At 59.3% G+C, this 24,551-nt stretch carries 42 protein-coding genes and 1 tRNA gene; 20 read left to right on the top strand and 23 right to left on the bottom strand.

The window, feature by feature from the left end; genetic code table 11:
• Positions 1–39 precede the first annotated feature (39 nt).
• The 3 genes from K5845_RS19775 to K5845_RS19765 are packed head-to-tail and all read right to left on the bottom strand — an operon-like array spanning position 40 to position 3,621.
• The gene (locus K5845_RS19775; protein ID WP_287959768.1) at positions 40–1,578 is read right to left on the bottom strand and encodes a DUF4055 domain-containing protein; all 1,539 of its coding nucleotides are present in this window, start codon (positions 1,576–1,578) and stop codon (positions 40–42) included.
• Positions 1,578–3,104 (bottom strand): phage terminase large subunit, encoded by a 1,527-nt coding sequence (gene terL, locus K5845_RS19770; protein WP_287959767.1) that lies wholly within the window; start codon positions 3,102–3,104, stop codon positions 1,578–1,580. Before terL ends, K5845_RS19775 begins: the two co-directional genes overlap by 1 nt.
• 22 nt (positions 3,105–3,126) lie before the next feature.
• Positions 3,127–3,621 (bottom strand): terminase small subunit, encoded by a 495-nt coding sequence (locus K5845_RS19765; protein WP_287959766.1) that lies wholly within the window; start codon positions 3,619–3,621, stop codon positions 3,127–3,129.
• Between the two features lie 89 nt (positions 3,622–3,710).
• Here K5845_RS19765 and K5845_RS19760 point away from each other — a divergent pair, with 89 nt between their 5' ends.
• From K5845_RS19760 to K5845_RS19750, 3 genes are all read left to right on the top strand, one after another.
• On the top strand, positions 3,711–3,944 hold the full coding sequence (locus tag K5845_RS19760) for a hypothetical protein (protein WP_287959765.1): 234 nt from the start codon (positions 3,711–3,713) through the stop codon (positions 3,942–3,944).
• 94 nt (positions 3,945–4,038) lie between these two features.
• Positions 4,039–4,242, top strand: coding sequence for a hypothetical protein (locus K5845_RS19755; RefSeq protein WP_287959764.1), 204 nt, complete (start codon positions 4,039–4,041; stop codon positions 4,240–4,242).
• A gap of 73 nt (positions 4,243–4,315) precedes the next feature.
• The gene (locus tag K5845_RS19750) at positions 4,316–4,627 is read left to right on the top strand and encodes a hypothetical protein (protein WP_287959763.1); all 312 of its coding nucleotides are present in this window, start codon (positions 4,316–4,318) and stop codon (positions 4,625–4,627) included.
• An 87-nt stretch (positions 4,628–4,714) separates the two neighbouring features.
• Here the strand turns inward: K5845_RS19750 and K5845_RS19745 are convergent, their stop codons facing one another.
• Entirely contained in the window at positions 4,715–4,972 is a 258-nt protein-coding gene (locus tag K5845_RS19745) for a hypothetical protein (protein WP_287959762.1), read from the bottom strand.
• 169 nt (positions 4,973–5,141) lie between these two features.
• Between K5845_RS19745 and K5845_RS19740 the strand changes: the two genes are divergently transcribed.
• On the top strand, positions 5,142–5,357 hold the full coding sequence (locus K5845_RS19740) for a hypothetical protein (RefSeq protein WP_206993632.1): 216 nt from the start codon (positions 5,142–5,144) through the stop codon (positions 5,355–5,357).
• 27 nt (positions 5,358–5,384) lie between these two features.
• On the opposite strand, the gene K5845_RS19735 is transcribed toward K5845_RS19740, so the two are convergent.
• From K5845_RS19735 to K5845_RS19650, 18 genes are all read right to left on the bottom strand, one after another.
• Positions 5,385–5,615 (bottom strand): hypothetical protein, encoded by a 231-nt coding sequence (locus K5845_RS19735; protein ID WP_287959761.1) that lies wholly within the window; start codon positions 5,613–5,615, stop codon positions 5,385–5,387.
• A 74-nt stretch (positions 5,616–5,689) separates the two neighbouring features.
• A tRNA-Met gene (locus K5845_RS19730) sits at positions 5,690–5,764 on the bottom strand.
• Complete coding sequence (locus K5845_RS19725; protein WP_287959760.1) at positions 5,755–6,270, bottom strand: DUF305 domain-containing protein; 516 nt, start codon at positions 6,268–6,270, stop codon at positions 5,755–5,757. The genes K5845_RS19730 and K5845_RS19725 overlap by 10 nt, the downstream gene beginning before the upstream one ends.
• A 68-nt stretch (positions 6,271–6,338) precedes the next feature.
• Entirely contained in the window at positions 6,339–7,055 is a 717-nt protein-coding gene (locus tag K5845_RS19720) for a hypothetical protein (protein WP_287959759.1), read from the bottom strand.
• A complete protein-coding gene (locus K5845_RS19715; RefSeq protein ID WP_287959758.1) occupies positions 7,052–7,513 on the bottom strand; it encodes a hypothetical protein in 462 nt (153 codons plus the stop codon). Before K5845_RS19715 ends, K5845_RS19720 begins: the two co-directional genes overlap by 4 nt.
• The gene (locus tag K5845_RS19710; protein ID WP_287959757.1) at positions 7,510–7,821 is read right to left on the bottom strand and encodes a hypothetical protein; all 312 of its coding nucleotides are present in this window, start codon (positions 7,819–7,821) and stop codon (positions 7,510–7,512) included. Before K5845_RS19710 ends, K5845_RS19715 begins: the two co-directional genes overlap by 4 nt.
• Positions 7,818–9,254, bottom strand: coding sequence for a replicative DNA helicase (locus K5845_RS19705; RefSeq protein ID WP_287959756.1), 1,437 nt, complete (start codon positions 9,252–9,254; stop codon positions 7,818–7,820). The genes K5845_RS19710 and K5845_RS19705 overlap by 4 nt, the downstream gene beginning before the upstream one ends.
• Positions 9,255–9,774: 520 nt before the next feature.
• Positions 9,775–10,329 carry a RuvC family protein gene (locus tag K5845_RS19700; protein WP_287959755.1) on the bottom strand — a complete coding sequence of 185 codons (555 nt, stop codon included), beginning with the start codon at positions 10,327–10,329 and terminating at the stop codon, positions 9,775–9,777.
• Entirely contained in the window at positions 10,330–10,902 is a 573-nt protein-coding gene (locus K5845_RS19695) for an MT-A70 family methyltransferase (RefSeq protein WP_287959754.1), read from the bottom strand. It lies immediately after the preceding gene.
• A gap of 88 nt (positions 10,903–10,990) precedes the next feature.
• Positions 10,991–11,878: a hypothetical protein gene (locus K5845_RS19690; protein WP_287959753.1), complete on the bottom strand. Its 888-nt coding sequence runs from the start codon at positions 11,876–11,878 to the stop codon at positions 10,991–10,993.
• Positions 11,875–12,615, bottom strand: coding sequence for a hypothetical protein (locus K5845_RS19685; protein ID WP_287959752.1), 741 nt, complete (start codon positions 12,613–12,615; stop codon positions 11,875–11,877). Before K5845_RS19685 ends, K5845_RS19690 begins: the two co-directional genes overlap by 4 nt.
• 56 nt (positions 12,616–12,671) lie before the next feature.
• Positions 12,672–13,211, bottom strand: coding sequence for a hypothetical protein (locus K5845_RS19680; RefSeq protein WP_287959751.1), 540 nt, complete (start codon positions 13,209–13,211; stop codon positions 12,672–12,674).
• Positions 13,208–13,585, bottom strand: a complete 378-nt coding sequence (locus tag K5845_RS19675) for a hypothetical protein (protein WP_287959750.1) — start codon at positions 13,583–13,585, stop codon at positions 13,208–13,210. Before K5845_RS19675 ends, K5845_RS19680 begins: the two co-directional genes overlap by 4 nt.
• Positions 13,586–13,784: 199 nt before the next feature.
• A complete protein-coding gene (locus K5845_RS19670) occupies positions 13,785–13,967 on the bottom strand; it encodes a hypothetical protein (protein ID WP_287959749.1) in 183 nt (60 codons plus the stop codon).
• Entirely contained in the window at positions 13,964–14,155 is a 192-nt protein-coding gene (locus tag K5845_RS19665; protein WP_287959748.1) for a hypothetical protein, read from the bottom strand. The genes K5845_RS19670 and K5845_RS19665 overlap by 4 nt, the downstream gene beginning before the upstream one ends.
• Complete coding sequence (locus tag K5845_RS19660; RefSeq protein WP_287959747.1) at positions 14,152–14,967, bottom strand: GcrA family cell cycle regulator; 816 nt, start codon at positions 14,965–14,967, stop codon at positions 14,152–14,154. Before K5845_RS19660 ends, K5845_RS19665 begins: the two co-directional genes overlap by 4 nt.
• The gene (locus K5845_RS19655) at positions 14,964–15,530 is read right to left on the bottom strand and encodes an HNH endonuclease (RefSeq protein ID WP_287959746.1); all 567 of its coding nucleotides are present in this window, start codon (positions 15,528–15,530) and stop codon (positions 14,964–14,966) included. Before K5845_RS19655 ends, K5845_RS19660 begins: the two co-directional genes overlap by 4 nt.
• Complete coding sequence (locus K5845_RS19650; RefSeq protein ID WP_287959745.1) at positions 15,527–15,760, bottom strand: hypothetical protein; 234 nt, start codon at positions 15,758–15,760, stop codon at positions 15,527–15,529. Before K5845_RS19650 ends, K5845_RS19655 begins: the two co-directional genes overlap by 4 nt.
• 82 nt (positions 15,761–15,842) lie before the next feature.
• On the opposite strand from K5845_RS19650, the gene K5845_RS19645 reads away from it, so the two are divergent.
• The 4 genes from K5845_RS19645 (at position 15,843) to K5845_RS19630 (ending at position 17,878) form a co-directional block, all read left to right on the top strand.
• Positions 15,843–16,451, top strand: a complete 609-nt coding sequence (locus K5845_RS19645) for a S24 family peptidase (protein WP_287959744.1) — start codon at positions 15,843–15,845, stop codon at positions 16,449–16,451.
• Positions 16,452–16,907: 456 nt separating this feature from the next.
• Entirely contained in the window at positions 16,908–17,192 is a 285-nt protein-coding gene (locus K5845_RS19640) for a hypothetical protein (protein WP_287959743.1), read from the top strand.
• Positions 17,193–17,202: 10 nt separating this feature from the next.
• Positions 17,203–17,340, top strand: coding sequence for a hypothetical protein (locus tag K5845_RS19635; protein WP_287959742.1), 138 nt, complete (start codon positions 17,203–17,205; stop codon positions 17,338–17,340).
• A 79-nt stretch (positions 17,341–17,419) separates the two neighbouring features.
• On the top strand, positions 17,420–17,878 hold the full coding sequence (locus K5845_RS19630) for a hypothetical protein (protein ID WP_287959741.1): 459 nt from the start codon (positions 17,420–17,422) through the stop codon (positions 17,876–17,878).
• A gap of 163 nt (positions 17,879–18,041) precedes the next feature.
• On the opposite strand, the gene K5845_RS19625 is transcribed toward K5845_RS19630, so the two are convergent.
• Positions 18,042–18,368, bottom strand: coding sequence for a helix-turn-helix domain-containing protein (locus K5845_RS19625; RefSeq protein ID WP_287959740.1), 327 nt, complete (start codon positions 18,366–18,368; stop codon positions 18,042–18,044).
• Between the two features lie 194 nt (positions 18,369–18,562).
• Here K5845_RS19625 and K5845_RS19620 point away from each other — a divergent pair, with 194 nt between their 5' ends.
• The 12 genes from K5845_RS19620 (at position 18,563) to K5845_RS19565 (ending at position 24,475) form a co-directional block, all read left to right on the top strand.
• Positions 18,563–18,877, top strand: coding sequence for a hypothetical protein (locus K5845_RS19620; RefSeq protein ID WP_287959739.1), 315 nt, complete (start codon positions 18,563–18,565; stop codon positions 18,875–18,877).
• On the top strand, positions 18,877–19,059 hold the full coding sequence (locus K5845_RS19615; RefSeq protein WP_287959738.1) for a hypothetical protein: 183 nt from the start codon (positions 18,877–18,879) through the stop codon (positions 19,057–19,059). The genes K5845_RS19620 and K5845_RS19615 overlap by 1 nt, the downstream gene beginning before the upstream one ends.
• On the top strand, positions 19,056–19,280 hold the full coding sequence (locus K5845_RS19610; RefSeq protein WP_287959737.1) for a hypothetical protein: 225 nt from the start codon (positions 19,056–19,058) through the stop codon (positions 19,278–19,280). Before K5845_RS19615 ends, K5845_RS19610 begins: the two co-directional genes overlap by 4 nt.
• Positions 19,277–19,591: a hypothetical protein gene (locus K5845_RS19605; RefSeq protein WP_287959736.1), complete on the top strand. Its 315-nt coding sequence runs from the start codon at positions 19,277–19,279 to the stop codon at positions 19,589–19,591. The genes K5845_RS19610 and K5845_RS19605 overlap by 4 nt, the downstream gene beginning before the upstream one ends.
• 113 nt (positions 19,592–19,704) lie before the next feature.
• A complete protein-coding gene (locus K5845_RS19600) occupies positions 19,705–20,712 on the top strand; it encodes a hypothetical protein (RefSeq protein WP_287959735.1) in 1,008 nt (335 codons plus the stop codon).
• Between the two features lie 2 nt (positions 20,713–20,714).
• Positions 20,715–21,593 carry a RecT family recombinase gene (locus K5845_RS19595; protein WP_287959734.1) on the top strand — a complete coding sequence of 293 codons (879 nt, stop codon included), beginning with the start codon at positions 20,715–20,717 and terminating at the stop codon, positions 21,591–21,593.
• Positions 21,586–22,422: a hypothetical protein gene (locus tag K5845_RS19590; protein WP_287959733.1), complete on the top strand. Its 837-nt coding sequence runs from the start codon at positions 21,586–21,588 to the stop codon at positions 22,420–22,422. Before K5845_RS19595 ends, K5845_RS19590 begins: the two co-directional genes overlap by 8 nt.
• Entirely contained in the window at positions 22,419–22,607 is a 189-nt protein-coding gene (locus K5845_RS19585; protein ID WP_206549241.1) for a hypothetical protein, read from the top strand. The genes K5845_RS19590 and K5845_RS19585 overlap by 4 nt, the downstream gene beginning before the upstream one ends.
• Positions 22,607–22,762 carry a hypothetical protein gene (locus K5845_RS19580; RefSeq protein ID WP_287959732.1) on the top strand — a complete coding sequence of 52 codons (156 nt, stop codon included), beginning with the start codon at positions 22,607–22,609 and terminating at the stop codon, positions 22,760–22,762. The genes K5845_RS19585 and K5845_RS19580 overlap by 1 nt, the downstream gene beginning before the upstream one ends.
• Positions 22,762–23,151: a DUF968 domain-containing protein gene (locus K5845_RS19575; protein WP_287959731.1), complete on the top strand. Its 390-nt coding sequence runs from the start codon at positions 22,762–22,764 to the stop codon at positions 23,149–23,151. The genes K5845_RS19580 and K5845_RS19575 overlap by 1 nt, the downstream gene beginning before the upstream one ends.
• Complete coding sequence (locus K5845_RS19570; RefSeq protein WP_287959730.1) at positions 23,148–23,399, top strand: hypothetical protein; 252 nt, start codon at positions 23,148–23,150, stop codon at positions 23,397–23,399. Before K5845_RS19575 ends, K5845_RS19570 begins: the two co-directional genes overlap by 4 nt.
• Before the next feature lie 8 nt (positions 23,400–23,407).
• On the top strand, positions 23,408–24,475 hold the full coding sequence (locus tag K5845_RS19565) for a tyrosine-type recombinase/integrase (protein WP_287959729.1): 1,068 nt from the start codon (positions 23,408–23,410) through the stop codon (positions 24,473–24,475).
• Positions 24,476–24,551 lie beyond the last annotated feature (76 nt).

The raw sequence follows: 24,551 nt of genomic DNA, 5'->3' as shown, positions 1-24,551 counted from the left end.
CCGCGCTCATCCGAACGGCGGGCAATAAAAAAGCCGCTCTCAGGCGGCGTCTGTCTGGTCTTCCTCTTCTTCATCGTTCTGATCGCCGGGCGGCATGGCGGCTTGCTGATCCTCCAGCCTCTCCGTGATCTGCTCGATGATCCGCTTGAGATCTTCGTCGCGGTCGTAGTCCGGCCCGATGATGTTGCGGCGCAGGGCCTCATCAATCACCTGGTCGGCGGAGATCAGCCCCTTTTCGTACATCTGGATGATGAGACCCATTTCCTCGGCGGTCTGCGCGCCGATTGCAAAGTCAGTGTTGACCTTGACGTTCGGGTGGTCCTTTTCGGAGAGCCCTAACCATTTGCAGGTGATGACGAACGCCTGTTCCAGCGCATCCTTGAGCGCCAGCGCCCACATCTCCACTGCGGAGTGCGCCTTGGCGTCGTTCACCATGACTTCGGTCGCGGTCAGGCTGCCGGAGAACTTGGTGAGCGGCTGCATTCCCGCCTCGCGCATTTCGCGCCGGAACTCGGTCAGGTCTTCCCGAAGCATGGTCCCGGCCGCGCCTGAAGGCTCCGCGAACTTGAAATCGCCAAGCTGGCCGCCCTCACCGGCCGGGGGAAAGAAGAACGCGGCGCGCGGGCCAAGCGTGACCTTTTCGCCATCGTCCGGCGCTTCCACACCCCTGAAAACCGAGACCGGAAAAGCGGTCATGGTCTGAACCCGCTTGCGATCACTCTCCATCTGGAACTCGGTGATCTGCATGTAAGCCAGATCGCGCAGAGGCGGACGGATTTCGAAAGAACCGTCTTCCCGATCACCAACCACGAAAGGAACGAGTGGGATCACATCGATGGAGATGCGGCCTTCCTCGATCACTGCCCAGCTTGCAGACCGGCGCCCTTTGACTTCCTTGCGCTCCCAGAGCTGATATGTCGGCTGGCCGTACCTGACCTTTGTGACGCCGTTTTCAACCGTCTCGATGCGCTCCCGGTCGAGAACCCGAACGCGCTCTATCGTCTCTTCGCCAAAGCCAACGCGGCGCTTGATGCTCTCATCAAAGCGGGCATGGACGATAAGCACCTCGCCCTCTACCACGTCTTCGTAGACCGCCAGCATTCGCTTTGCCGGAATGCGGGTCCAGTAGGGTCGGGCTTTGAGCGCCTTTCTGGTCGCGACGGATGCGCCTTCGGGCACGTCTGTGTGGCCGATCCAGATCCAGTCAATCGCGTTGTTGATGCCCGCTTCGAACACCTTGCGGGCGAAGACGTGAATATGGTTGCCGGCCGCATCGATGTTCTCAGAAAGCGTCTTCAGGTCGTCGTGCGCTTTCTCATCCAGCGCAAGCTCCTTGTTGAAGGGCTTGGATGCAAGGTTGCGGAACGCATCGGAATAGAGCGGCGTCCACGGCGCTGTTTTAACGCGCTCCTCGTATTCCTCCCTGTCTTCCTTCTCGAAGCGCGGGAGATAGCGCTCCTTGGCCGCCCGCATGGTCTTTGCACCGCCCATGATATCGTCAATCATGGTCCAGTAAGGCAGCATGGCGTCGTAATCCGAACTGGTATTGTTCGGCGGCGTGGTGGTCGTGTCTGCCATCAGTAGCTACCTATCTGCAGTTTCGGTGCGGCCCTGCCCACCAGGTCATTGAACGCGCGCGAAGCTGCATCCACGATGTCTTTCAGCTTGCCCGCCGGGAACACCTCCACCTCATCGAGGAACATGTCGTTCCACGCCCCTTCGAGGATATCGACGTTCCCCGCCTCGCATTGAGCGGCCAAGGGCTCGGCTCTCGTCACCTTGTCCCCGCTTTCAGGCGTGGCGCTGACCACATGGCCGGCGAGCATTGCCACAAGCTGCTGCGCCTGATCCTTGCCGGCCTGACCTGGGTCTTTTGGGAGCGAGACGCGGCAGCGCTCGCCATTTGCATCGTCCAGATCAGCGGTATTGCCGATCAGGGTGCGAACACGTGCGGGCGAAGCATGCTCAGCCACGCAATGCGCGATGACGAAACGCCCGTCAGGCATTTGCCCGATCTTCACGCCCGCCGTTCGCGCCGCATCCGGATTGTCATCCGTTGCCGCCAAGTCCCAGCCCCGGACGAACCGCGTTCCCGCAGGGATGGCCTTGATGGGCTTGAAATAGCTCCGTTTGAACAAGCTGCCACCACGCGGTGCCGGGCGCTGCTGGTTCTGCCCCGCATGACCCACGGACCCAAGAGAGACCTTGTCGCGCTCGACAACGGTCCGAGGGAAGCGCTCCTCGAACAGCAATTCCCCTTCAGCCGTTCGCCGGTCCTGCCGATAGACGGTCTTGGGCCCGGCTTTCTCGACGTATTCCTTCCGCCCGTCTGGAACCTCGGAGCCTTCCAGATACCAGACCTGCTTGAGCGCATCGTAACGCCCCTCCACCGGCTCGGCCTTCATGTAGCTCGGCTTCACCACGGTGTAACAGCACCTGTCGGGCTCGAACTCCATCGGGAGCATCAAATGCTCGTAGCCAAGGTTCTTTGCCAGCGCGATACCGGTCGTGTCGCCTTCGTGCAGGCGCTGCATGACCAGAACAATGGCCGACATCTCAGGGTCGCTGAGACGGTTCGGCACCGCCTCCAGAAACGTCTCCTGCGCATTCAGACGCTCTGCATCCGACTTGGCCTGATCCACCGACAGCGGGTCATCGATGATTACCCGGTCGCCGCGCTCGCCCGTCAGCGATTTAAAGGCCATCGCGGCCCGGAAGCCGGACTTGTCGTTCTCGAACTTCAGCGTCGAGTTCTGATCTGGCATCAGATCGAAGTTCTGACCCCACCGGTCTTGGAACCAGTCTGATTGCACCAGTCGGCGCGCCTTGATGTTGTCACGCTTGGCAAGGCTCTCCTTGTAGGAGGTTGCCAGTGTCCGCAGGTGGGGCTTGTTGAGCGGCCCCCATTCCCATGTCGGCCAGAACACGCCGACCGCCAGCGATTTCATGGTGCCCGGCGGCACGTTGATGATCAGCCGGTTGATCTGGTCATTGGTTATGGCGCCGAGGTGATCCGAGATCGCATCGATATGCCAGCCATGGCGATACGCCCTGCCCGGCTCCAGAACATGCCAGGCACCGCGAATATAGGCCGAGAGCGACACACCGGCCGCATCTGCTTCTTCCTCAATCCTCCGGTTCGCTTCCCGCGTCTGACGTTCCGCTCTGATCGCCTGCAGTGACAACCCCGAGCTTCTGCAGAACCGGAAATGCTCTTTCGAGGTCGGCAAGTTCATGGTCGCTCAGGTTCCTGAGTTGATCGGGCGTCACATTGAGAACCGTAACTTGACCAGAGTGATGGCGGCGCTCGATACCAAGACCGAACAGCTTCGCTTTACCCATTGTGGCCGCGACCGCCGCGCTAGATTGCTTCTCACCAATTGCAATGCTGCGCGCCTCTTCAAGCTCAAGAGCGAGGCTTTCAACGGTGATCTCCACCTTTTTGACAGCCTTGGACTGCAGTTCAGCCACTCGCTTCATAACGCTTTCATTTGCTTTCAAGCGAGTGGCATTCCCCCGGTTCGGGCTGTAGCCGGCCTTCTGGTATGCCTCATCGGCTGACAGGCCTTTTGCCAATCCCTGCGCGAAGGCTTCATGCTTGGCGTTTTTCAGGACGGGCATGTGAAGGCCTCAGATGATTGGCGGCATGGGAGTAAGCTTGCTGGCAATCGGTATGTGTGGTTACCTCATACTTGTCAGGAGGCCAATCCATGGATCTCATCGACATCAACGAGCCGGCGACCGTCAACTTTGGATCGCGCACCAGAGATTTCACGCATGTCATTAACGCGATCAAGTTCGCGTACGAAGAGTGTCAGCCCGAGGACCGGGGCAATCTGGTGATCACCATGAAATCAGGCAGACTGCTATATTGGCCTGAAGTGAACGTGCTTTACCGACGCCACCTGGCCAAATCGAGCTGGCCGAGCATCGTCATGCATTGACTGGCTCTCCGTTGGCTTCGTTTCAGATGCCCATGCCCTTAAGTGCCATGCACTGAGAACGATGCCTCACATCCCAGCAAACGAGAGACCCGTTATGCCAAAGTACTCTGTCCGCTTAATCAGCGGTGACACCATATCCATCGAAGACGACCGGAGTTTGAAAGAAATGGCTCTTGCCATCGGCAGGACTCCGCACTTCTCAACGAAAGAAGCGATTAACGGTGCTGAGCGCGCTTCCCGCGATAGAGAGATTCTTATCTATGGCCACGCAGTCGCATCAATCGCTGGCGCAGACTGATGGTGAACGCATCGCTGTGCTATTATCACTCTAAACGGGGGCTGACCAATCACATCGCCTGGCAGGAGATGTAATGATGAGCAAAGACACCCAAGAACACCAATTTCCGCCAGAAGTCAGAGCGGCAATTCACGAATTCCTGGACGACACTCATGGTGCTGACGGACCCTTTGCCTTATCCGAGGCAATCGAAGCAGTAAGGCGCGTCTTCCCTGATCTGGATATACCAGATGATGACCTTGCCGATGCAATCACGAGCGAAGCGTCTGTCGTTGGCTTCGACATCGAATACGACGAAGAGGCTGCACCAACGGCGATCAAACGCAAGGAGATTGACCGCTGGGATAATGAAGGCGGGGCAAGTGGCAAAACTGGTCGTGACTGACAAGTTGGTTAAAATCAGGTTTCGCTGGGGCTTTGACCGTTGAGTGGTATTCCTCCCCACGGAAGCCGACGAAGTGAGTGCATGCCCTCACCATGACGCATGAGGCTGGCTTGCTGCAGCTTTCCAATCACCGGCTTGGACATTGCCCAATGCCTGTACAGCGAACGCGACCGGCGCGAACTTTCCGATAGGGCTTCGCCTTGCCTGACCGGGCAGCGGCCACCATGCGCACCCTTGGCCGCGAAAGCCATAGACGGCGCGATAGACCCGGCCCGACGACATTTTGAGATCAGCGACCGTCCCATATCGAATATCGCGGGCCTCGCTGATCGGCTGCCACTGCATGCCAGGTCTCCACATACGAGAAGCCCCAGCGCAAGGCCGGGGCGTTCTGATCCATTCTCTTCTTATGCAACGACCACCACCGTGAGCATTTGTCGCAGTGAGCGGGCATTTGTTCGCCGTTTATTAGGCTATGTTGCGCCACACCTAATAAACACAGGAACTTAAACCTATGCTGGTACTAGCATGGAGGGCAATTCTCCTTGGCTTCCTTATTGCCGGTCTGGTGCACGTAGCGGCCGCCATAACCGTGATGTTCTTCGATGATCACCACTCGATGGCCGCGACCATTGTGCGATCCATCCTTATCACCGTCATCATCGCTCCTGTACTCTTCTACGTCCTATCGCAGAAAGGCTCACAAGAGCCGGAACGGGACGCCATCTGAAGCCTGCCAGCCCTGCCCTCGCGCCAGCTACCATTTCCGATTGAACTCGGGATAGTGATTGCGAGACCTCAGCATGGGGGCAAGCCACCACGCCAGCGGAACGGTCAACGCGATACTTGTCACGATCACGGCCGGCAGCAGATACTCGGCCATCGCAAACAGTGCCGGGACTGATAGAACCAGCACCGCTCCCGCTCCGAAGAGCATGGCGTTGATCGGAAGCGCGAGCATCCCTGTCATATACGTTCGAGTGCGCATCATCACCTCCTGTGGTGGTTGGTGTGCTGCACTGAAAACGTATCGCGTAGTGCCAGGTTCCGAGTTGTGATCGGTGGTTGCACCGGCGCGGATCGAACGCGCGACCTCCAGGTTATGAGCCTGGCGAGCTACCACTGCTCTACGGTGCTGTTGAAGCCAGTCCCTCGTCTGTGGACCGCGCCGGCAGATCGGGCGCGCCATCCGGTACAGGGTTCTTCTCAAGATCCGCGATCAACGCCTTCATCTCACCGATCTCGCGCACCTGTGCCTCGATGATCTCATCGGCCAGTTCGCGAACGCGCGGGTCTTTGATGTGCGCCCTCTCACTCGTCAGAATGGCGATGGAGTGATGCGGGATCATCGCCTTCATGTAGGAGACGTCATCGACCGTCTCCTGACTGCGCACCAGCCATAGCGACAGGGCAAACGCGACAGCGCCGGCTGCCAGAATACCGATATTGGCAGTTCGGCTGTTGTACATGGCCCACATGAACGAGAGCATCACCACGGCCATGGTTGCGCCCATCAGGAGGGCCATCCAAGCACGTGTTTGGCTGAACCAGATATGATCGAAAGCGTACGTGTTGAGGTACATGAGCCCGAACATGACGAGCGTCGAAGTGGCGATCATTGCGCCGAAGCGAACATAGCTCATTCTCTCCTCCACATCTCTCCATGAATGTGGGGGCAAGTCGTGAGCCGTTCGATTGTTCCAAGTTTGGTCTAAGCCGCTTCCTGCTTCCGCTTCTTGGCCTCTCTCTGCCGCCGGCGCTCGTTGCGCCGATCAGACCAGGAGAAGTCCGCCGGATCGTTTGAGAAGTAGCTGGTGAACGCCTCGTCTGAGGCCCATGACGTGACGCCTCTTTCTTCAACGCGCTCGTCTTCGATGTTGGGCTCAATATGCCCGTTTTCCGGGGAAACAGGGAACCCCTCATATTCGGGGTTATTGCAATTCTGCACACTCCTGCGAGCCAGATGTGCAAGAATTGACGAAAGAGCGCGATTTTTCCGCGCCCTTCCCGTCTTCGGCGTGATGTCCTGACCGGCGCACCAGTCCTTGAAGAACAGCCGCTTGTGGTCGGCCATGCAGCGCACCCAGGCAGCGAGCGCGGCCCTGTTGGCCTCGTTGTCGACCAACGCATACCATCCCTGCGCCTCCTCGGCCTCCGAGATGTCTCGCGCCGTGTATTCGGTCTTCTCGAAGAACTCCCGCCGATAGAGCGCATGGGCGTCCTCGTCCTCGCGGAGAAGGCGGCAGGCGTTGGCCAGAGGATCGCGGCTGCGGCGCTCCCCTCGCCTGTGGCCCCAGTTCCTCATGTCGTCGTCGGAATGGACGTAGGGAAGCTGCTGGGCGCGCAGCGGGGCCGGCCCGACACGGTTGCCGACGCTCTCGATCTCTGCCGCCCGGATAAGGCGCTCTGCGATCTCTTCGATGTTCATGTCATCCTCCGGCGGTCATCCAGCATGTCAAGTTGATCCGAGTTCGGACCGAAACGGCGAAACAGCCGCTCATAGACCATCCCGCCAAGGGCGAAGCGCGTCGGGACAACGCTCCTCAGCTCCTGCGCAACGAACTGCAGTTCACCGCCGGGAATCATGTCCCATGTCTCAAGCCATGCGCTTGCATCCCGCTCGATGATGCCCTGACAGGCCCTCACCATGTCCGAGACCATCCAGAAGCCCTCCTTATCCAAGAGGAGCTTGTTGTTGCCGGCCTCGATGATCGTGGTCATCACCATGCGGGCATGCTCCATGCCGTAGCGGTCGATGATACGCCGAAGGGTGTCCGGCGCGCGGGTCTGGCCGACCTCCGGGTATCTGGTGCCGGGGATGATCTCGACGCTGAACTCCCGGCAAAGCTCGATGACGCGCGGATCGATCATCCGATAGTCAATCACGCGCGCCTCCTGACCGTTTCAACCTTCGTGTATCGGCTCGACCCCTTCTGCCTGACCAGAGTCGGGAACAGCGCGTCGGCGGCTGCCTGGTGGCTGGATATAGTCTCCCCGCCGCGCACAAGCTTCAGATCCTCGATCTTGTGCTTGATCCTCCATGCGGCGAGCTCGGCCTCGCTGGCAGTATCGAAATAGAGAACCTCGCCATCCCGTTTGGTGCGGACGGCAAACGCCTCTGACCGCCATGCAAGCTGGAAATAGCCCACAAACCCGCGCATGGTCTCTTTGGCAAATGCATTCGACTGGTTCAAAGCATGGCCTCCTGCATTTCGCCAATATCCTGACGGTCTGACCGATACCGGGTGAACGTGGCTTCGAAGATCAGCCGGCTTGTGATGTGCGGGTTGCCGAACCGGCTCTTGATGACGCCAATCTCTGCGATGTCTTCGTTTTCCTCGCGCACGGCGGACGGAAACACCTTGTCGATTTTCTTCCAGTCCGAGCCGGTCGAGGCCGTCGATTTGGCCTGCTGATAGAACTTCAGGAAGCGGTAGAGGTAGAAGATCGCATCGAACGGGGCCAAGGCACCCTCACCGCCGAACAGGTCAGCGATGATCGGCCGGGGATTGTCGCGCCTCATGCCCGAGGTGTTGCGCTGGTTTAGGATCAGCCAAGCTGCGCGAGTCTGCTCAGCTCCGCCCTTGAGGATGTTGCCGATCTGGAGCGCTTTCGTGCCCTCGTCGGACCTGCGGTCCTCTGCCTTGATCGCCCGGATATGATCCACAACGACGAGAGGCACCTTGCCGTTGCCATTCGTGCGGATGAAAGACCGGGCCAGCCCGACGAGCTGCGGGGCGCTCTGATCCGTGCATTTGATGACCTTGAACGGCTGGCGGTCAATCCAGGTGGCGAAGTCGACCGCCTTTTTCATTTCCTTTTCCGACACGTCGCCGAAAAGCTGGCGCCGGGCCTCGATTGAGAACTCCTGTGCCACCATCTGCCGGATGCACTGATCGGCATTCTGGTCGAACGACAGGAACAAGACCGGATGCCCCTTCCTGAGCGCATGGGCGATGACCTGGAGCGTCAGAGAGCTTTTGCCCTCGCCACTGGATGCCAGAAGGCCATAGAGGTTGCCCGCTTCGAACACCGGTGACGAGATCACCTCGGATATCTCTTGCAGGCAGATCGGGACGCCAGAGACGCCCCCGCGCTGCTGCGCCTTCGTGATGCTGTCCAGATAGCTCTGCCCGTGCTGGCTGGCCTCGCCTGTCGCAATGCGCTGACCGCGCAGCTTGGCGATCCGGTCTTCGATTGGAGCAATGACTGCGAACGGATCGACATCAGGCTCACGATTGGCAAGCGCCATACGGGCGTCTTCAAGATCCGCCATCAAACCCCGTGACACCCAAAGATCGTGAATACCCAGTGCGTATTCCCGCGCCATGACCGGCGATGCAGCGTTGACCGCCAGTCGTGCCAGGTACTGCCCGAGGTTCAGATCGTCGGCGATCTTCGCATCTTCCGGCATATAGCTCTTGAGCGTGGTGGGGTTCACCTTCCGGCCGATGGTGATCATCTTCCCCATGGCCTCGAAAACGATCTGGTGAACCCGCTCATAGAAATGCTCGGGCTGCAGCGACCGGGCAACGAGGTCGAAGCAGTCGTTATTCATCAGGATGCAGCCCAGCAGCTCTTGCTCGAGCTCGATGTTGTGAGGGAGTGCTTTCTGGATATCGGTCAATGGAATATGCTCCCCAAACATGCGCCAATAGGAAGACTTTCTGGGGGGACGCTCGATCCATGCCGCTTTACCACTCGACTAGAAACGAGCTCGTATCGGGCGACGTGGTTGAACCCGGTAATTTCGGTAAAATAATTGCCGAGGCCGGGGAACAGCACAAACTCTGGGAGCGAGAGAATAAGCTTGAGGCTTTTAGGCAGCAGCACTACCCAGCCAAGCCCTCTCGACTGAGTGCTACATTTCACACAGACAAGCTTGATACCGCGGTCGCATACAGAGACTCTCGCACGCCAGGAGACACGATTTATGAAGTCGAACTCGTAGATATCGAGGCACCTGTGCATCGCGCGTGCATGCATGCAATCCAAGGTTACCCTGAAAGCGGATTTACCGAAGAACAGGTATTTCACGGATACTGGACAGGATCGCTCTGGTTCCCGGTCCATGGATACCCGGGCATCGTATGGGACGAGTTTGTAAGCCCATCTGCTCTGCGCGTTGTCGGTAAAGTATAAATACTTCACGCTGCCCTCCCCGTGCGCCGCATCAGCTTCAACTCCTGACAGTGACCGGCCGCCCACATTGCGATGATGCAGGCGTCCCTGCTGTCCATATTGGGCGAGACAATCCGGTGCATGTCGCAGAATGCCTTGGCGCGCTGCTTGGGCTTTCCCTTGATGTGCTTCGGGATGATCGTCTGCCAAGTACGGGCGGCGACTTCGACACACGGGATATTGTTGCCCATGACGGCCATCTCGGCCGCGCCGGCATACCGATTCAGAACGGCGATGGTCTTGGAGTTGATCGTCGTTTCCTGCTCTTGCTCCCCGAGCATGTCCTTCTTCGCTCGCGTGAACCGAGGCGCGATCTCCATCGGGGCTTCAATGGCCGCAAAGCTCGGCCGGTGTTCCTTGATCAGACGCGGCAGGTGCGAGCGCATGTAGCGAACCCGCTCAAACGGTGTCGCGCCCTGCAGGCGGAATGATCCTGAGACGATGGCTGAGGGCGTCTTGTCGGTGTCGTAAATCGCCCAGCCGGTCGTAGTGGCGATGTCCAGTCCGAGAATGAGTGCCATCTATGCTGCCTCCCCGAATTTGCCTGCCTCATCGCCCCAGACTGTCCAGCCTGGCCGGTTGGTGCGGCTGAAAAGCTCGATCCGGCGCGCGCGGGGCATCAACTGCTCGGCAGCCCGGTAAGCTTCTTCCGGTTTGCGGGAGTGCTCTCTAGCCTGCCCCATGATCAGCGATCGGACGGATTTGGTGGTCTTCGGCTCACCCCGCGTTCCGATCAGGATGGGTTCGTGAGCACTGCGAAAGATGTAGCCGGTGCCGAAGGCAAGCTTGCCGTTGACCGTCGTCTTGCCCCAAGCCCCGGCAGTCTTGAAGGTAAAGCCCCAGGCATTCAGAACCTCGAGCGCCTGCGGCAGCATTGGATTGGTGGCCCAGAGCCAAAGGAGCGCGTCCGGTGCAGCCAAGTCGAGAACCGGCAGCGCTTTGATCTCATCAAGGCTCTGGCAGCGGTATTGCGCCTGCGCCGACTTCCCCTCGCCCTTCCCCGAACGCAGTTCGAAGGTCCAAGCAGGATCTGCCATGATCAGGTCGAAGGAATGCGGGTTGATGTCGCCAAATGGCCAGTCGAACAATCGCATCACTCCCCTCCCCACATAGCCGCGCCAAGGATGAGAATGCCCGCAATGGCGATGGTCCAGTTCACGATCAAGAATCGGGTGCGCTCGGTCATAATCCGCACCCCGATTCGCAGACCATGAGCATGCCCTGCCCGCGCTCTTCATCCGTAGAGAGGTCGACCTGATCGAGCGGGACGCGGTCCTTGTGCAGAAAGAGGTTCGCGCGCATGCCGGGCGTGTCTCGGATCAGCCGGTCGATCTCGATAGCGTCGGCCCATGCTGCCGGCTCATTCTCTTTGAGCCAGCGCCATTCGGAATTCTCTCGATACGGGCAAAACGTACACTTGCTTCGCGGTGGCACCGGGTATCCATGGCGCGTAAGCCATGCAATGCAGTCGTTGATGTCCATCCGCGCCTCAAGCAGCGGGAAGCGATGAACCACCCACTTCTCAAATGCCGCTCCGGCCCGGACAACTTCGTCCGTCGAATAACCGATCCACACCTCGCAAGACGCGGCCGGAATGCGCTGGCGCGGCTTGTAGCCGAGAAGCTCGCGCTGTTTAGCGTTGAGGCGTTCGGATTTGTATTCGCGCGTGCATTGCCGCCGATCCATGCCCCTCGATGCCCCTGCGAGATGCGCGGGGATGGAGACGTACCTCTCTCCATTCTGGTTGACGCGATTTAAAATTGACTGCCGAAGGGAAACCTGCGGCTCGTCCAGTTCGATAATCGGCGTCGACAGCACGTTGCCAGATGCGAGCCAGCGGATATGGTCGCGTGTAGCCTGCGCGTCTCCGACTGGAGCGTAGAGCCAATAGTCCGGCTTCGGCCCAACTTCACCGTGCTCAGCCATCAGCGCGAGGGTTGTGGACTGGATACCACCGCCGAGCGACCCTACACGCAGCTTTGCGCCTTCTGCGGGTCCCCATGACCAACCCCCGCGGCGGACCCGACCAATTTTTGCCTTTGGCGCAGTAAGTTCGAAATGCTCGGTCATGCTGCGGCCCTCATCTTGCTCAGGCTCTCTTCCTTCTCTGCGAGAAAGGCCGGTGAGAACCGGAGAAAGCCATTTCGATCACGCTTGAAGAGACCATCTTCCAGCCCGTGGATCGCAGCCCAGACGGATTGTTCATTTCGGGACCACATGCCGACAAACTTGCCCTGCTGTGCTTCCGTCACTCTGACACTTTCGCTCCGCAGAAACGCTGCACTTCGGTCTTGCGGCTCCGCGCATTCGAACTCTGCCAAGACGCAGCGGGCGTTCTTGATCGAGAGACCGCCGTAGTCCATGTGGAAGCGGAGCCCATTCAGCACGGCGCTCTTGTCGGTGAAGTTCCGGGTTTCGAGCATCCCATGAAAATGCTCATCCGTGAGCAGATCGATCGCATGCCAGAAAGGGCCGATATCCCGGTTGCGCCCGAACTCATCGAGTGGTTGCCAGACCGGCCGTGTCCCGGTCGCATCCTCAATCGCGTCAAGCTCAGGGAAGCCCTCGAAGTCAGGATGACGCAGCCAGAGCTTGCTCTGACCGTCTGTCTGCCGCCGTCTCTCAACGAACTCGATGGGAAAGTTGAAGAGCCTCGAAGGAAGCTCGCCGAACGAGACCTGAATGGCGCGGTTAAGGCCCAGAAGATATTCGTTGTGGGCCAAACCCGCATCGACCAGCCGAGCAATCAACGGATCAGGCGGCAGCGGTGCGGGCTTCGGCTCTGCGAACAAATCAAGCTGTTGCATTCGTCTCTGACCTAGATTGGGATGCGCCGATAGCCCCGGCGCCGGGCACGCAACGGCTACTCGGCGGCGACGGCCGCAGGCTCTTCGTCGGGAAACTCGGGATCGACTTCGTTCAGGACGTGCGACAGATCCTTGTTGGCGAATGCGTGCCCGTCATTCAGACCGCGCTGCCACTCCTGCCCTGCCTTACTGTCGGCGCCATATGGGTTCGTCGCATCCTTGCGGAGCTTGCCGGCTGCAAGACCTTCCTCATAAGCGCGCTCTTCAATGGGAGTGCGATCCTCGTCGAACATGTCGAACTGGCGGGCGAGACCGTGGCCGAACATGCGAGCGATGCGGATGCGCCGCTGCATCGTCGCGATGATGTCGCCGGCGTCCTTGTCTTCGAGTTCCTTCGCCCACTTCACGTCGGCCTTCGTGAAACCCAGGTTCTTGATCCGGTCATAGACACCCGACATTTCCCCTTTGATGCCGGCCATGTCGGAGTCGTGCTCCTTGATCTGCCGGTAGGCATTGAGGAACTGCTGTTCCTCAAACTGCTCGCGTTCGGAGTTGTGGCCCACAGTGGCGGGCTCGGTCTTCTTCGACTTGCTCATGTCAGTTTCTCCTCGCTGTCTTCCGCGCACTGCTGCGCCTGCGCCATGCCTTGCAGAGCCGGCAGAGGGCTGTGATCAGTCGCATTGATTTCCTCGATTGCCTGCGCCTGGCGCTCCATCGCGTCGGCTTTGTTTTCGAGCCACGAGCAAAGGTGCCCGTATCGGTTACGGAGGCACCGGTAGACATCGCCGTTGACCGACTTCATCGTCTTCCAGTGCTTCCAAAGCCTCTCTGCCTGCGCCGGTGTGATCCCGGCTTCTTCGGCAGCCCTGTCGCGTGCCGCAGTCTGGGTATCGCCCCAACCGCGCCAAACATCTTTCGTGCCAGCGTTCAGGAGTTCGAACGCTTCATACGCAGCAACACTCGTACTCATGGTTTCACCCCGTTTCGGTGCGGATTCGCACCGTCTTGGTTCGGACATGACCCTTCCTTTCCGCCTAGATTGGTCACGTCCGTTGAGGCCGCACAGCCAAACGGTTTGATCGGAAAAGGAAGGAAAGGAACCCAGAATGCACAGCCAGAAGCAGCAACCTCAGTCTGTGCAGCTTGAGCTCTTTGAAGATTGGCGGGGGTCATTTGCGCCCCCGCTGAAACGGGCTCATGGCAATGGCGGCTACAACTGCCAGAGGCCAGACAACGCAAACTGCCCATTCACGGAGGCCCGTGGGCACATTCCGCCCATAGGCGTCCCGGCCTACAGAGGCCACCGCGCCAATCACGCCTAGGAGATAGAGGGAGATGGCGAGGATCGTCATGCGGACTGCTCCGCGAACGAAACACCGGCATTGCCCAGAACGCGCTCAACCTCATGGGGAGCGCAGGGCTTGCCCGTCACGCAACGGACAGTTCTCGCGATCTGGGTTGGCGTCTGACCGCGCCGTGCAGCTGCAAGCATCTGGTCGGTATCGGCCACTGTGAATTTTAAGTTCAAATGCCGGGTCATGACGCCTCCGCAAGGATCGGCGCCAGCCCCTCGGCGGTCCGGAACTCGTCGACCAGTTCCAGCACCTGCCGCCATGCAACGACCTTTGGGCGTCCGCGCCCGTTGCTGATGCTGTACTTGGCCCTCTGGAAATTCAGGCGATAGCCCCATTCCTCCAAGTAGGCCTTGATCGAGAGGTAGTCCGTATTGTCGCCTCTCTCGAACCTGCGAGGCTCGCCATGCTTTGCCTTCCAATCCGCGATCAGGAAATCAACGTCATGCGAGAAGACGCGCGGGGCCGGCTTTGCAGTGCTCTTCGGTTTGGCTTGGCGTTCCGGCTGCACCTTCACCGGGCGCATTCTCTTGCGCGGACCGCCAGTGGCGGAGAACTTGACGCCGGTACGGGTGGCGCGACCAAGGACGGCATTGCGCGACCGGCCAAGGGCCTCCCCCACATCCGTTGCAGACCGACCGTCCATCGCCATCTCGCGCATCAGGCGATCATCTTCCTCGGTCCAGCCTTTGCGAATGGGTGCCGAAGAGTCAGTGAATTCGTTGGCGGCGCGCAGCGATTTGCGGTGATGGGTAACGCCTTCGGCGTCCCGGCCTCTGTCGGGGATTCCGGTCCCGCCAGATTTTTGCGCCCGCAGAGCATCGCTGCTTGGTGTGCCCGGTATGCCGCCGGATACCGTGGGAGAGTGCGGGCCGGGGAATTCCGTCTCTTCGCGAACGAGTGCCGAGGGGGCCTCTTGGGGGGACCGGGTAGCCCCCTCGGCTGTAGCCGCGCTGGGGAGGAGAGAAGCGCGGCGTTCTTGTGTCTGGTGGGAGGTCATGCGGCGGCTCCCATGATGGTGCGCGCGTCGAAATCATCCCAAGGAGCGATATCTTGAACCGCAGCACGGATCTGATCACGAACAACCAGCTTCTCGACAACGGGCTTGCTTCCGACTGCCAGGTTGCAGGGCTCGCAGGCGATGCCGAGGTTGAACTCGTGGTTCGGCCCGCCCTTCGAGATCGGAACGAAATGCTCGAGAGTCGAGCTTTCACGCGTGACGAATTGCCCGCAGTAGCAGCAGCAAGCGTAGCCAGTTTCCCGCTCCAGCCGGTCGATGATCGAATTGCGCAGAGCCGCGCCGTTCTGCCGGCGCATCTTCTGGATGGCCTGTTCGCCCCCTGCCCCGGTCTCATCGAGGAACTGGCGGTAATCCGCCCTCGTTTCGTCGGAGACCGTCAGCTTCCCCTTCTTGTTGCGGTAGATGATCAGGGGCGACTTGCCGGTGAGACGGTAGCGGAGAACTTCCCACTCGCTGGTGGGGGCATCGACACTGCCGCCTTGTGCTTCGATCCATTCAGCAAAAGCTCGGAGTTTGAGCATGGTGGGCTGGAGGTCGCTCATGCGGCGACCTCCGCCGAGGCCCAGGCGCGCGCCAGCCACTCATACGTCACGCCCTCAATGCCTTGTTTCGAGCTTGCCTCGATGACAGCGGCCCAATGCCTTGGCGCGATGCTCTCGCGCTTCCGCATCTGCCTTGCAGCCTCGTATCCGCAACCAACTTCGGTCGCGAATTCAGCGATCGTTTTCCACTCATCAATGAGGGCCGAAATGGATGTAGGTTCCTGTGCCATGTCAAATTCGTACAATACGTACGATAGCAAATCAAGATACAATCGTACACCTTGGACGATGAATTTCGGCCATTCTGTACGAATGGAAGAACCGAAGGACAGATTGCGCCAAGCCATGATCGACGCGGGCTACAATACGCCCGCCGAGGCCGCGCGCGCATTTCGCGAGATCAATCAGAACACTTTAACCAGCAACCTAAACGGCAATCGTCCGATATCTCGGAAGGCCGCTGAAAAGTATGCCCGCCTGTTTGGGACACGCGCTGGATGGATCCTGTTTGACGAAGAAGCCGAAGAAGACCGGAGCGATATGGATGTGCCCCTCCTATCGATGGTCAGCGCCGGCCACCTGCGCGAGCAAACAGCCATCACGACCGACGACATCGAGCGATGGGTGCGCGTTGCTGACATGCCCAAAGGTGAATGGATTGCCCTGACCGTCGAAGGCGACTCCATGGACAGAGTGGCCCCTGACGGCGCAATCGTCCTCGTGAACCGCGCCGACGACCGCCTCATTGATGGACGCTATTACATCTTCTCGCACGGGAACGGGGCAGCTACGTTCAAACGCTATCGACGCAACCCAGAGCGTCTGCAACCATACTCCACAAACCCTGATCACACGTCGATCCCGGTGAATGGCGATCTATACGTTTTTGGCAGGGTCCGGAGGATTATCACGGACGTTTAAGGGAGGGGAAACCATGAAGAGGACAATCACAATTGTCGCCCTGGCACTGATAGCCATGACAAGCGCTGCAAATGCCCATGGAGGTGGATGCCGCAAAAGCTCACCACCTGGACAATGCTGCCACGCTGACAACAGCAACGGTGGTCGCGTGCACTGTCACTAAGGGCCGCTTTGATTAGTGGGAGGCGGCAACAGGCGGAGGAAGCTTGCAGCCATGCCTCTGACAGGCGTCCCGACAAAATGCCACAGCACTCATTGGCAGCGACGCGATGAACGAGCGATACCCTCCCCGTGAACGTGCCGCCCGCGCCCTATGCGCATCAGTAGGCATGTCAGAAAACTCAATGATCGAAGGACGTCCAATTTGGGAGAGCTTCCTTCCGGTGGTTGATACTGTACTCAAGGCGGCGCTGACACCAAAAGAGTGGATGCGCATTCGAGAGGAAGATGGGAGCCATGACTGACAAGCTCGCCGAAGAACTCCTCAAGGCCGCGAAGACGCTGCATGATTTCACACCCATGGAGATCCAGGCACTGCTGCGGCGGGCTGCATTTCGACTTCAAGGCAAGCTCGTCAAAGCCGGTGAGCTCACCCTGATTTCAGAAGTGGCCGATCTGGCTGACGAATTCGCTAAAGTGAACGACATGAGCCGGGATGAAGCCGTCAACGCGATCATACTGGATTGGGGAATCGAGGCCGGCCTGATCGAGATTGACGATCTGGACGAGGAAGACGAATAGAGGAAGCGTCGTGGGTCGCAAGAAGCCAAACCGAGAGCAGAAGGAGATGAACTGGCTCCTGCTCTTCATGTCCGTCGTGATCGCCGCAGCCTTCGTCTGGGTGGTCTATGAAGTTTTCCATCTGGCGCTAACACCAGCCGGCGAATAGGGAGGGGAGATGGAGTGGTCGACTGCAATCAGCGCGGTAGCCGCATTCATCCACAGGCGCAGGCCTAGCACTCGCGTATATGACCCGCCGCGACCAGATTTCGGTCAACCTCTTCTTCGCTTACAAGTCCCCAGTGGACGGCGGCAGCAAGCCATGGTCGCCCATTAGTCGAGATGACCTTCCCCAGGTGATCGAGATCAAATGCACGGTTAACAACCGTTCAAGCCATACTATCGCGTTGGATAGGATCGAGGCGGCAGGAATCCCGTTCACCTATGCCCGCCCGGACGGTGTTACCTATCTGACGGTTGACCATGAGATCGCATCAGGCGGCGAGCACACAGTCTCCTTTGAGGTGTCACCAGACTGGGTGTCCCTTCAATCACAGTTCGACGGCGGCGTTCGCAATCCCAGTTTGCGCGCGTCCGCAATCATCGACTGCAGAAGGCGGATGTATCGACACACTTCACGCACAGCCCATAAGATCGTCCCAGAAGAAATCATCAGAAAAAATGCAGTCACGGCGAGCCAGAATTGATCGCTCATAGCGCCCTTCCCTTCTACGTTTGAGAGTAGGGCCCTAGAGATATAATACTCCCTCTCCAGAGCCCTATAACCCTAATCATAAACTACCGTTATTATGATCTACCGTTATTAGGGGTATCACTGGTGACACCCAGTCTAAGTGTCACTGGTGACACCTAGGACTGCCACGGGAAGACCAGCCAGTAGAGATTCACGGCCCGGTTTCGACGCCCTCGCATGACCTGATCTCGATCGATCAACCCCTCCTCCCGCAGCTTCTTCACCGATCGCTTCACTGTCTCGATGCTGAGGTTCAAATCCTTGGCAATCGTCTTCTGCTGGTGCTTCGTGTGGTTATCCCGCCTGTTCATGTGCATGGCGATGAAGATGCCGACCCGTTGACAATCGGCGGTCAGGTAATCCCGCCCCAGAACATGCCTGATCCATTCATCCCGGTTTCGATACCATTGCCCGGCCGGCGTGAGTTCCGTCTCGTCGTTCATTGATTTCCCCTGAATTCCTGCCGCTCGCGCCATCGCGATGCATGGCCATTTGTACGGGCGCGATCAGCCTGTGTCAAAAAAATCGTACAAAACGTACTTGACCGCTAATCGTACATTTCGTACGTTATCAGCATTCCAACACGAAGAAGCGCCCCCGCGCCGATCTGCCGGACACAATGGAGAGGAAGAGAACGATGAGCCGATACGACTTCTGCCATACGATCCATGACGAGAAGCTTGGAATTGGCGTCGTCTACGACCTGGAATGCGAGGTTGAGCTTTCCGTCGAACTGGATGCGGGCGTCCCTATGGTGTCGGTGGATGCCGTCTACGTGGGCGGAAAGAACCTGTTCCACGGCTCCGCTCTGACGAAATCCATTGCCGCCGAGATTGCGAACGCAGCCGAGAACGATGAGGCCTTGCAGGCGCTCGCGGTTTCCGACGAGGGCTTCACCTATCGCGGTCTCGGCGGGAACGACCCTGAGGGCCGGTATGTGAGGGCGCTCTGATGGACGCCGAAGCCCTCCACATCACCCGCGCAGCCGCGTCCCTTGGCGATGAGTTCGTCAATGTCGACCAGCGGCTCCGCGAGATCGAACAGGCCCTTAAATTTGACCCGGACCACGATCACCGCCGCGAGCTGGTGCGTGAGTATCTGGATCTGACCGAACCGAAGGGGAGCGCAGCATGAAAGCCACCCGCGAAAGAAAGATCGAGTTCATGCAGGACCTTGGATACGCGCGCCTCGAAAAGGCCATCGCGCGCCGCGTCCGCCGGGTTGGGGCCGAGAACTTCCTGACCGATGAACAGCTTGACGAGATCGTCTCTGACGAGGTGGCGGACCTGCGCATCACCATACACCTCAACATGCTGAACCGGAGACACGCGCGGAACCGGAGGAACGTGGCATGAGCGAATTGTCGACAAATTGGCAGCAAGCCTTTCAGAGCTTCACCACCAGCACAGCCTTTGCGATGCAGCTTAGCCACGCGCAGGTTCGCGCCTTGGACGCCATCAAGAATGATACCTGGCAAGGCAACGACTACCACATGTTCTACGCGTCAGCGCGAGCTTTGCAGCGCCGTGGGCTGGTTGAATTCAACAGACCGGTCAAAGGCGAAAGTCGCTCTTGGATTTATCGCCTGACCCCAGCGGGCGAGCTGGTCCTCGACCTCATATTTCTGGCCGGCGCCGGTCCCCAGTCAGACGAGGCCGCCCCGTGACCTTTCTCGCCCTCCTTCCATTCCCCGAACACCCCACGGCCCGCGCTCTGGCTCTGATCGTCATCAGCGCAGTGCTCGTCGGGTTCTTTGAAACGCCAGCATAGGAAATCCCCATGGATACCGTCATGAACGCGGGCGAAGTCGCCCAGGTCGCAATCATCGAACGCTGGGGCTGGTGGCAAGGTGCCCTCGCCGATCCGTCCAAGATTGGAACGGAAGAACTGCCGATCCATCCCGGCGAGTATCAGCTCGGATACTACCGCACCCGCCGCAAGAATGGCCCTTGGGAGCCTGTCGGGATTTATCCGGACGAGAATGGCGTCGTTGTTGGGTTCCGCAACGGTCGGCAGGTCGAGGATCTGGTCGATCTGTTCCTTTGGTCCTGCCGCAACCCGATCAGCTACGAGGCCTATGTCAAAGCAGACGCAGGCGAAGGCTTCGATGACGAGCCGCCGGCACCGCCTATCGGTGACAACAGCGGCGCGTCTGATCCATTTAAAGCCCTGAAGCTCGAGCTAGCTGGTGAAGTCGAGCAGTTAACCGACTTCATGCGCAAGCCAGTGGAGACACAGGCCGACGCAGACCGGTGCGGCATCTGGGCAAAGAGATGCTCAGACCTTGCCAAACGCATCAACTCGCTGCGCGAAACCGTCAAGGCCCCGCACCTCGCCAAATGCCGTGAGATCGACGGCGAGTTCAAGCCGGTTGAGGCAGAGGCAAAGGAATGGGCCACCAAGGCGAAGCGCCATGTCGAGCCATTCCTGATCGCTGAGAAACGCAAGCGCGACGAAGAAGCCCGAAAGGCCCGCGAAGAGGCCGAGAGGAAGCGCCAAGAGGCAATGAAGGCCCAGAACGAGGAAGCGAAAGCGATCGCGCTCAAAGCCGCACAGGACGCCGAGAAGGCTACGGAAGCGCCCAAGGCCAGTGCAGGTCGAACAGGTGCGCGTGTGTCCATCCGCGTCGAGAAGCGTGGCGAGATCGTTGATCAGGACACGTTCTATCAAGCGGTTCGGGACCGGTCGGAAATCACCGACTTGTTGCAGTCGCTGGCGAACCGCGCCGCCAAGTCCGGTTTTGACTTGCCAGGCATGAAGATCGTTGAAATCGAGAAGGCTGTTTGACCATGAACGCCGTTACGAAGACCGAGGCGGCACGGCCGTCTCTCATCGCTACCATGGCCTCAAAGTTCAATATGGACCCGAAGGCGTTCGAGGCTACGGTTCGCTCAACTGTCATGCCCCAGCAGCACACGAACGAGCAGTTCGCCGCGCTGATGATGGTCGCCAAGGAATACGACCTGAACCCGCTGACGAAGGAAATCTATGCCTTCCCGGCGAAGGGCGGCGGTATCGTTCCCGTGGTCAGCATCGACGGGTGGCTCAATCTCGTGAACTCGCATCCGGCCTGCGATGGCTTCGAGATCGAGTTTCAGGACGATGACGCCGGCAACCCGGTCTCTTGCACATGCCGTATGTACCGGAAGGATCGCGGTCGTCCGACAACGGTGACAGAATACCTGTCCGAATGCATCCGCAACACTGACCCGTGGAAGATGAAGCACCGCATGCTTCGCCACAAGGCAGTGATCCAAGCGGCGCGTTATGCGTTCGGCTTCTCCGGCATCTATGACGAGGACGAAGGCGCGAAGATCGCAGAGATGCGCGATGTGACGCCACCAGCCCCGCCCAAGCCGCCAGTCCCGCCGACGCACCAGATTGCGCGAGCTGAGACCATCGATGCAGAGACCGGCGAGATCACCGAAGATCCGGTAGCCGACGGCATTGACGCTGATGGCGATGTCGAGGGCGAATTCCTCGATGACGGTGACTTTCTTCACAAGCTGGATGAAGACCTTGCCGTCTGCATGGATGAAGCCACGCTCGAAGAAGTGTGGAGCGACGCCGATCCTCTTGCTCGGTTCGAGGGCAACGAAGACGCTCAGAAGCTCGCGACTATCGTCCGCAAGCGCCACCTCAAGCGTATCGGAGGTGGCAATGCCTAAATCCGAAGCGCCGCCACTTCGCTTGATCCTCGACAAAGGACGTCTTGTCCCCGCATCGGCATGGGATGCTGAGCGGCTTGCAACATACCGCAACGGCTCCACCGTCAGCGCCCGCATCACGCAGGAGAAGAACCGCAAGCTGGAACGGAAATACTGGTCGATCCTCACGCGTGTGGTCGACACCTGCGCAGTCAAGCAGCGCACGTCAGAAGAGCTGCATCGGGCCATCAAATGGGAATTGGATATGGTCGAGGGTTTCTCGACCATCGACGGGCATCTTCGCGTCGAGGTGAAGAGCACCGCAGGCATGGAAGAGCCTGGGTATAGCCAGTTCTTCGAGGACGCGATGTGCTTACTCCGGGAGAAACTCGACATCGACCCTGAAACGCTCGGGGCAGAAGCCGCCGATGTCGGGGAAGATGATGACACCGAACACAGTTCACCGGCAGAAAGCCCCACCGGTGACGGCATCGGGGCGCTCGTCGCCACAAACTCAGATCGCTCCGCTGCCGACAATTCACCCGCCACGGCGGACGAGGCCGGCTCGCAAGACATGGGAGAGAGCGAAAGCGAGCCGGCTTCTGTCGATCCGGATTGGCTCAAGACGTTTGCCAAAGCGATCATCGGCGCCATCGGGGAGGATGAGGTTGTCGTCGTCAATCAGTCCAAGGGGCTCTTTGTCGAAGGCCTGAGCGACGATGTGCGGGCCAAGGCGAAGTCGATCACCAATTACGCCCGCGCCTGCTGCCGGAATGAAATCGAGCTTGATGACTGTCGGGCGACGATTGCCGGCGTTGTCGGGTGCGAGGAGAAGGATCTGGCGGCATGACCATCTCAGCCGACACCCTCGCCGAGGTTGCGCGCTCATTTCCGAAGGGCAGCCGTGGCGCTCGGGCAATTGCCAGAAAGACGCTCGACCTGCGCACCGATGAGCTTCGCCTCGACGTGATGTGCCTCGAACTGGCCCGTCTGGTTGAAGCGGAGATCGCGGAGCATCAACGGAGGACGCGGTGATGGCCAAGGTTCCACGCGAACACCGCGTCCCGATCATGCTCACCGACGACGAACTGCAAGCGATTGACGACTGGAGATTTGAGAACCGGGTTCCTACCCGCTCCGAAGCCATCCGGCGCTTGATCGAGATCGCTCTGCAATCGGAGGGCAACTGATGGCCTTCGAGATCGTCAAAGCCCCGACCGCCTTCGCACTCGATCCGTCGAGCAAGGCCACGGCCCGTATCAAGGACGAGCGCCACCTAGCTTGGATCAGAACCTTGCCAAGCGTGATCTCTGGCGAGATCGGCCGGTGCGAGGCCTGCCATATACGCTACGGCGACCCAATGTACCGGAAGAAGAGAACCGGCAAGGGTCAGAAGCCGGACGATTGCTGGACCGTCCCCATGACGCCCAGCGAGCATCGCGAACAGCACGACATGAACGAAAAGGCGTTCTGGGACTCGCAAGGGATCGACCCTTTGAGGATCGCCCACGCGCTATACACCGTCACTGGCGAGACCGAGGCAGCCATCAAGATCATTGTGAATGCGAGGGCGAGATGAACATGCACCACGCAGACCCCGCCAAACGCACTACCCGCATCAGAGCCAGCGCGAATGCGATCAAGGCCGCGCTCAGCGCCATGCAAGAGAGCGGCCTGAGCGTGGAAAGGGTGTGCGTTACAGGTGGAAAGGTCGAAATCCATTGCGGTGGCGTTGATGAACACCGGTCGACAAAGAACGATGGCAGCGTTGATGAGGCAATGGCCGCCGGACAATCAGACAAAGACGGCGGCCTTGAGGATTGGTGAAGTCGCCCATGAAGGTGCATTACCCAGGTTTGCTGATCGAACCTCTGCCCTCCGGAAATTCGCGCTATCGCGTCAGACCGGAGGGGGAGAAATCCCGGCGCATTCGCATCTATTGCGGCCCGGAAGATCCTGACTTTCAGCGTCAGTACCTCGCTGCGCGCCGTGGCGAGAAGCCAGAACCGCTTAAGGCCGCATCGGACTATGCAAAGCCCAGGTCAATCGCATGGCTCGTCAACTCGTACTTCGAATACCTCGAGCAGCGCGTCAAAGCTGGAACAACCAGCCCGAAGACCTTGAAGAAGAAACGCAATCTTCTGTCCCGCCTCCTCAAGCATCCTGACCGGAAAATGCTCATCCCCCACGAGAAGCTTATCGAGATGCAGGACGGCATGGGCGCAACACCGGCCCAGGCAGATGCATTCATCGAAGCAGTGGCCGTGATGTTCGATTGGGCGATTGAACGCAGATACCTGCAACAGAACCCAGCGCGCGGCATCAAGCCGATCTACCGCAAGGGTGATGGCGCGAAGCCTTGGAAAGCGGCTGACGTTCGAAACTTCCTGAAAGTGCATCTCCCCGGCTCCAAGGCACATGTGGCGCTGTCCGTCCTGCTCTGGACCGGTTGCCGTATTGAAGACCTGACGGTGCTGGGCCGCGAGCATGAGTGCCGGATCGAGGGCATTGAAGCGCTACGCTGGACGCCTCTCAAGAAAGGCTCGACCGAGGTATCGATTCCCCTGCTGGCGCCATTGAAAGATGCCACGCGCGCAATGAAGGTGCAGGGCACGACATATGTGCTTGGTCGGGGTGGAAAGCCCTTTGCCAGCGGAGACAGCATGTCGGCGATGTTCAAGCGCTGGTGCAAGGATGCCGGGCTGCCTCATCTCTCCGCTCACGGCGTCCGCAAGGGGCTTGCAGAACTCCTCGCGGAGCTGGGCTGCAGCCAGTATGAGATCATGGCCATCTTGGGCCATTCGGAAGCGAAAACGAGTGAGGTTTACACCCGGCGCGTGGAGCGTTGGAAGCTGGCCAAATCAGCGATCGAGAGGATTAACGTGTCCCACGCATGGGTCTGACGTGGGACACTTTCGCATCCAAGTCATTGAAAACCATACTCTTTGGGAGAGAGCTTGGTGCGGTCGAGAAGACTCG

The organism is Filomicrobium sp. (assembly GCF_025698805.1).
GTDB classification, from domain to species: Bacteria; Pseudomonadota; Alphaproteobacteria; order Rhizobiales; family Hyphomicrobiaceae; genus Filomicrobium; species Filomicrobium insigne.
The sequence above is the reverse complement of the archived record's forward strand: the minus strand, read 5'-3'. Positions and strand labels throughout refer to the sequence as shown.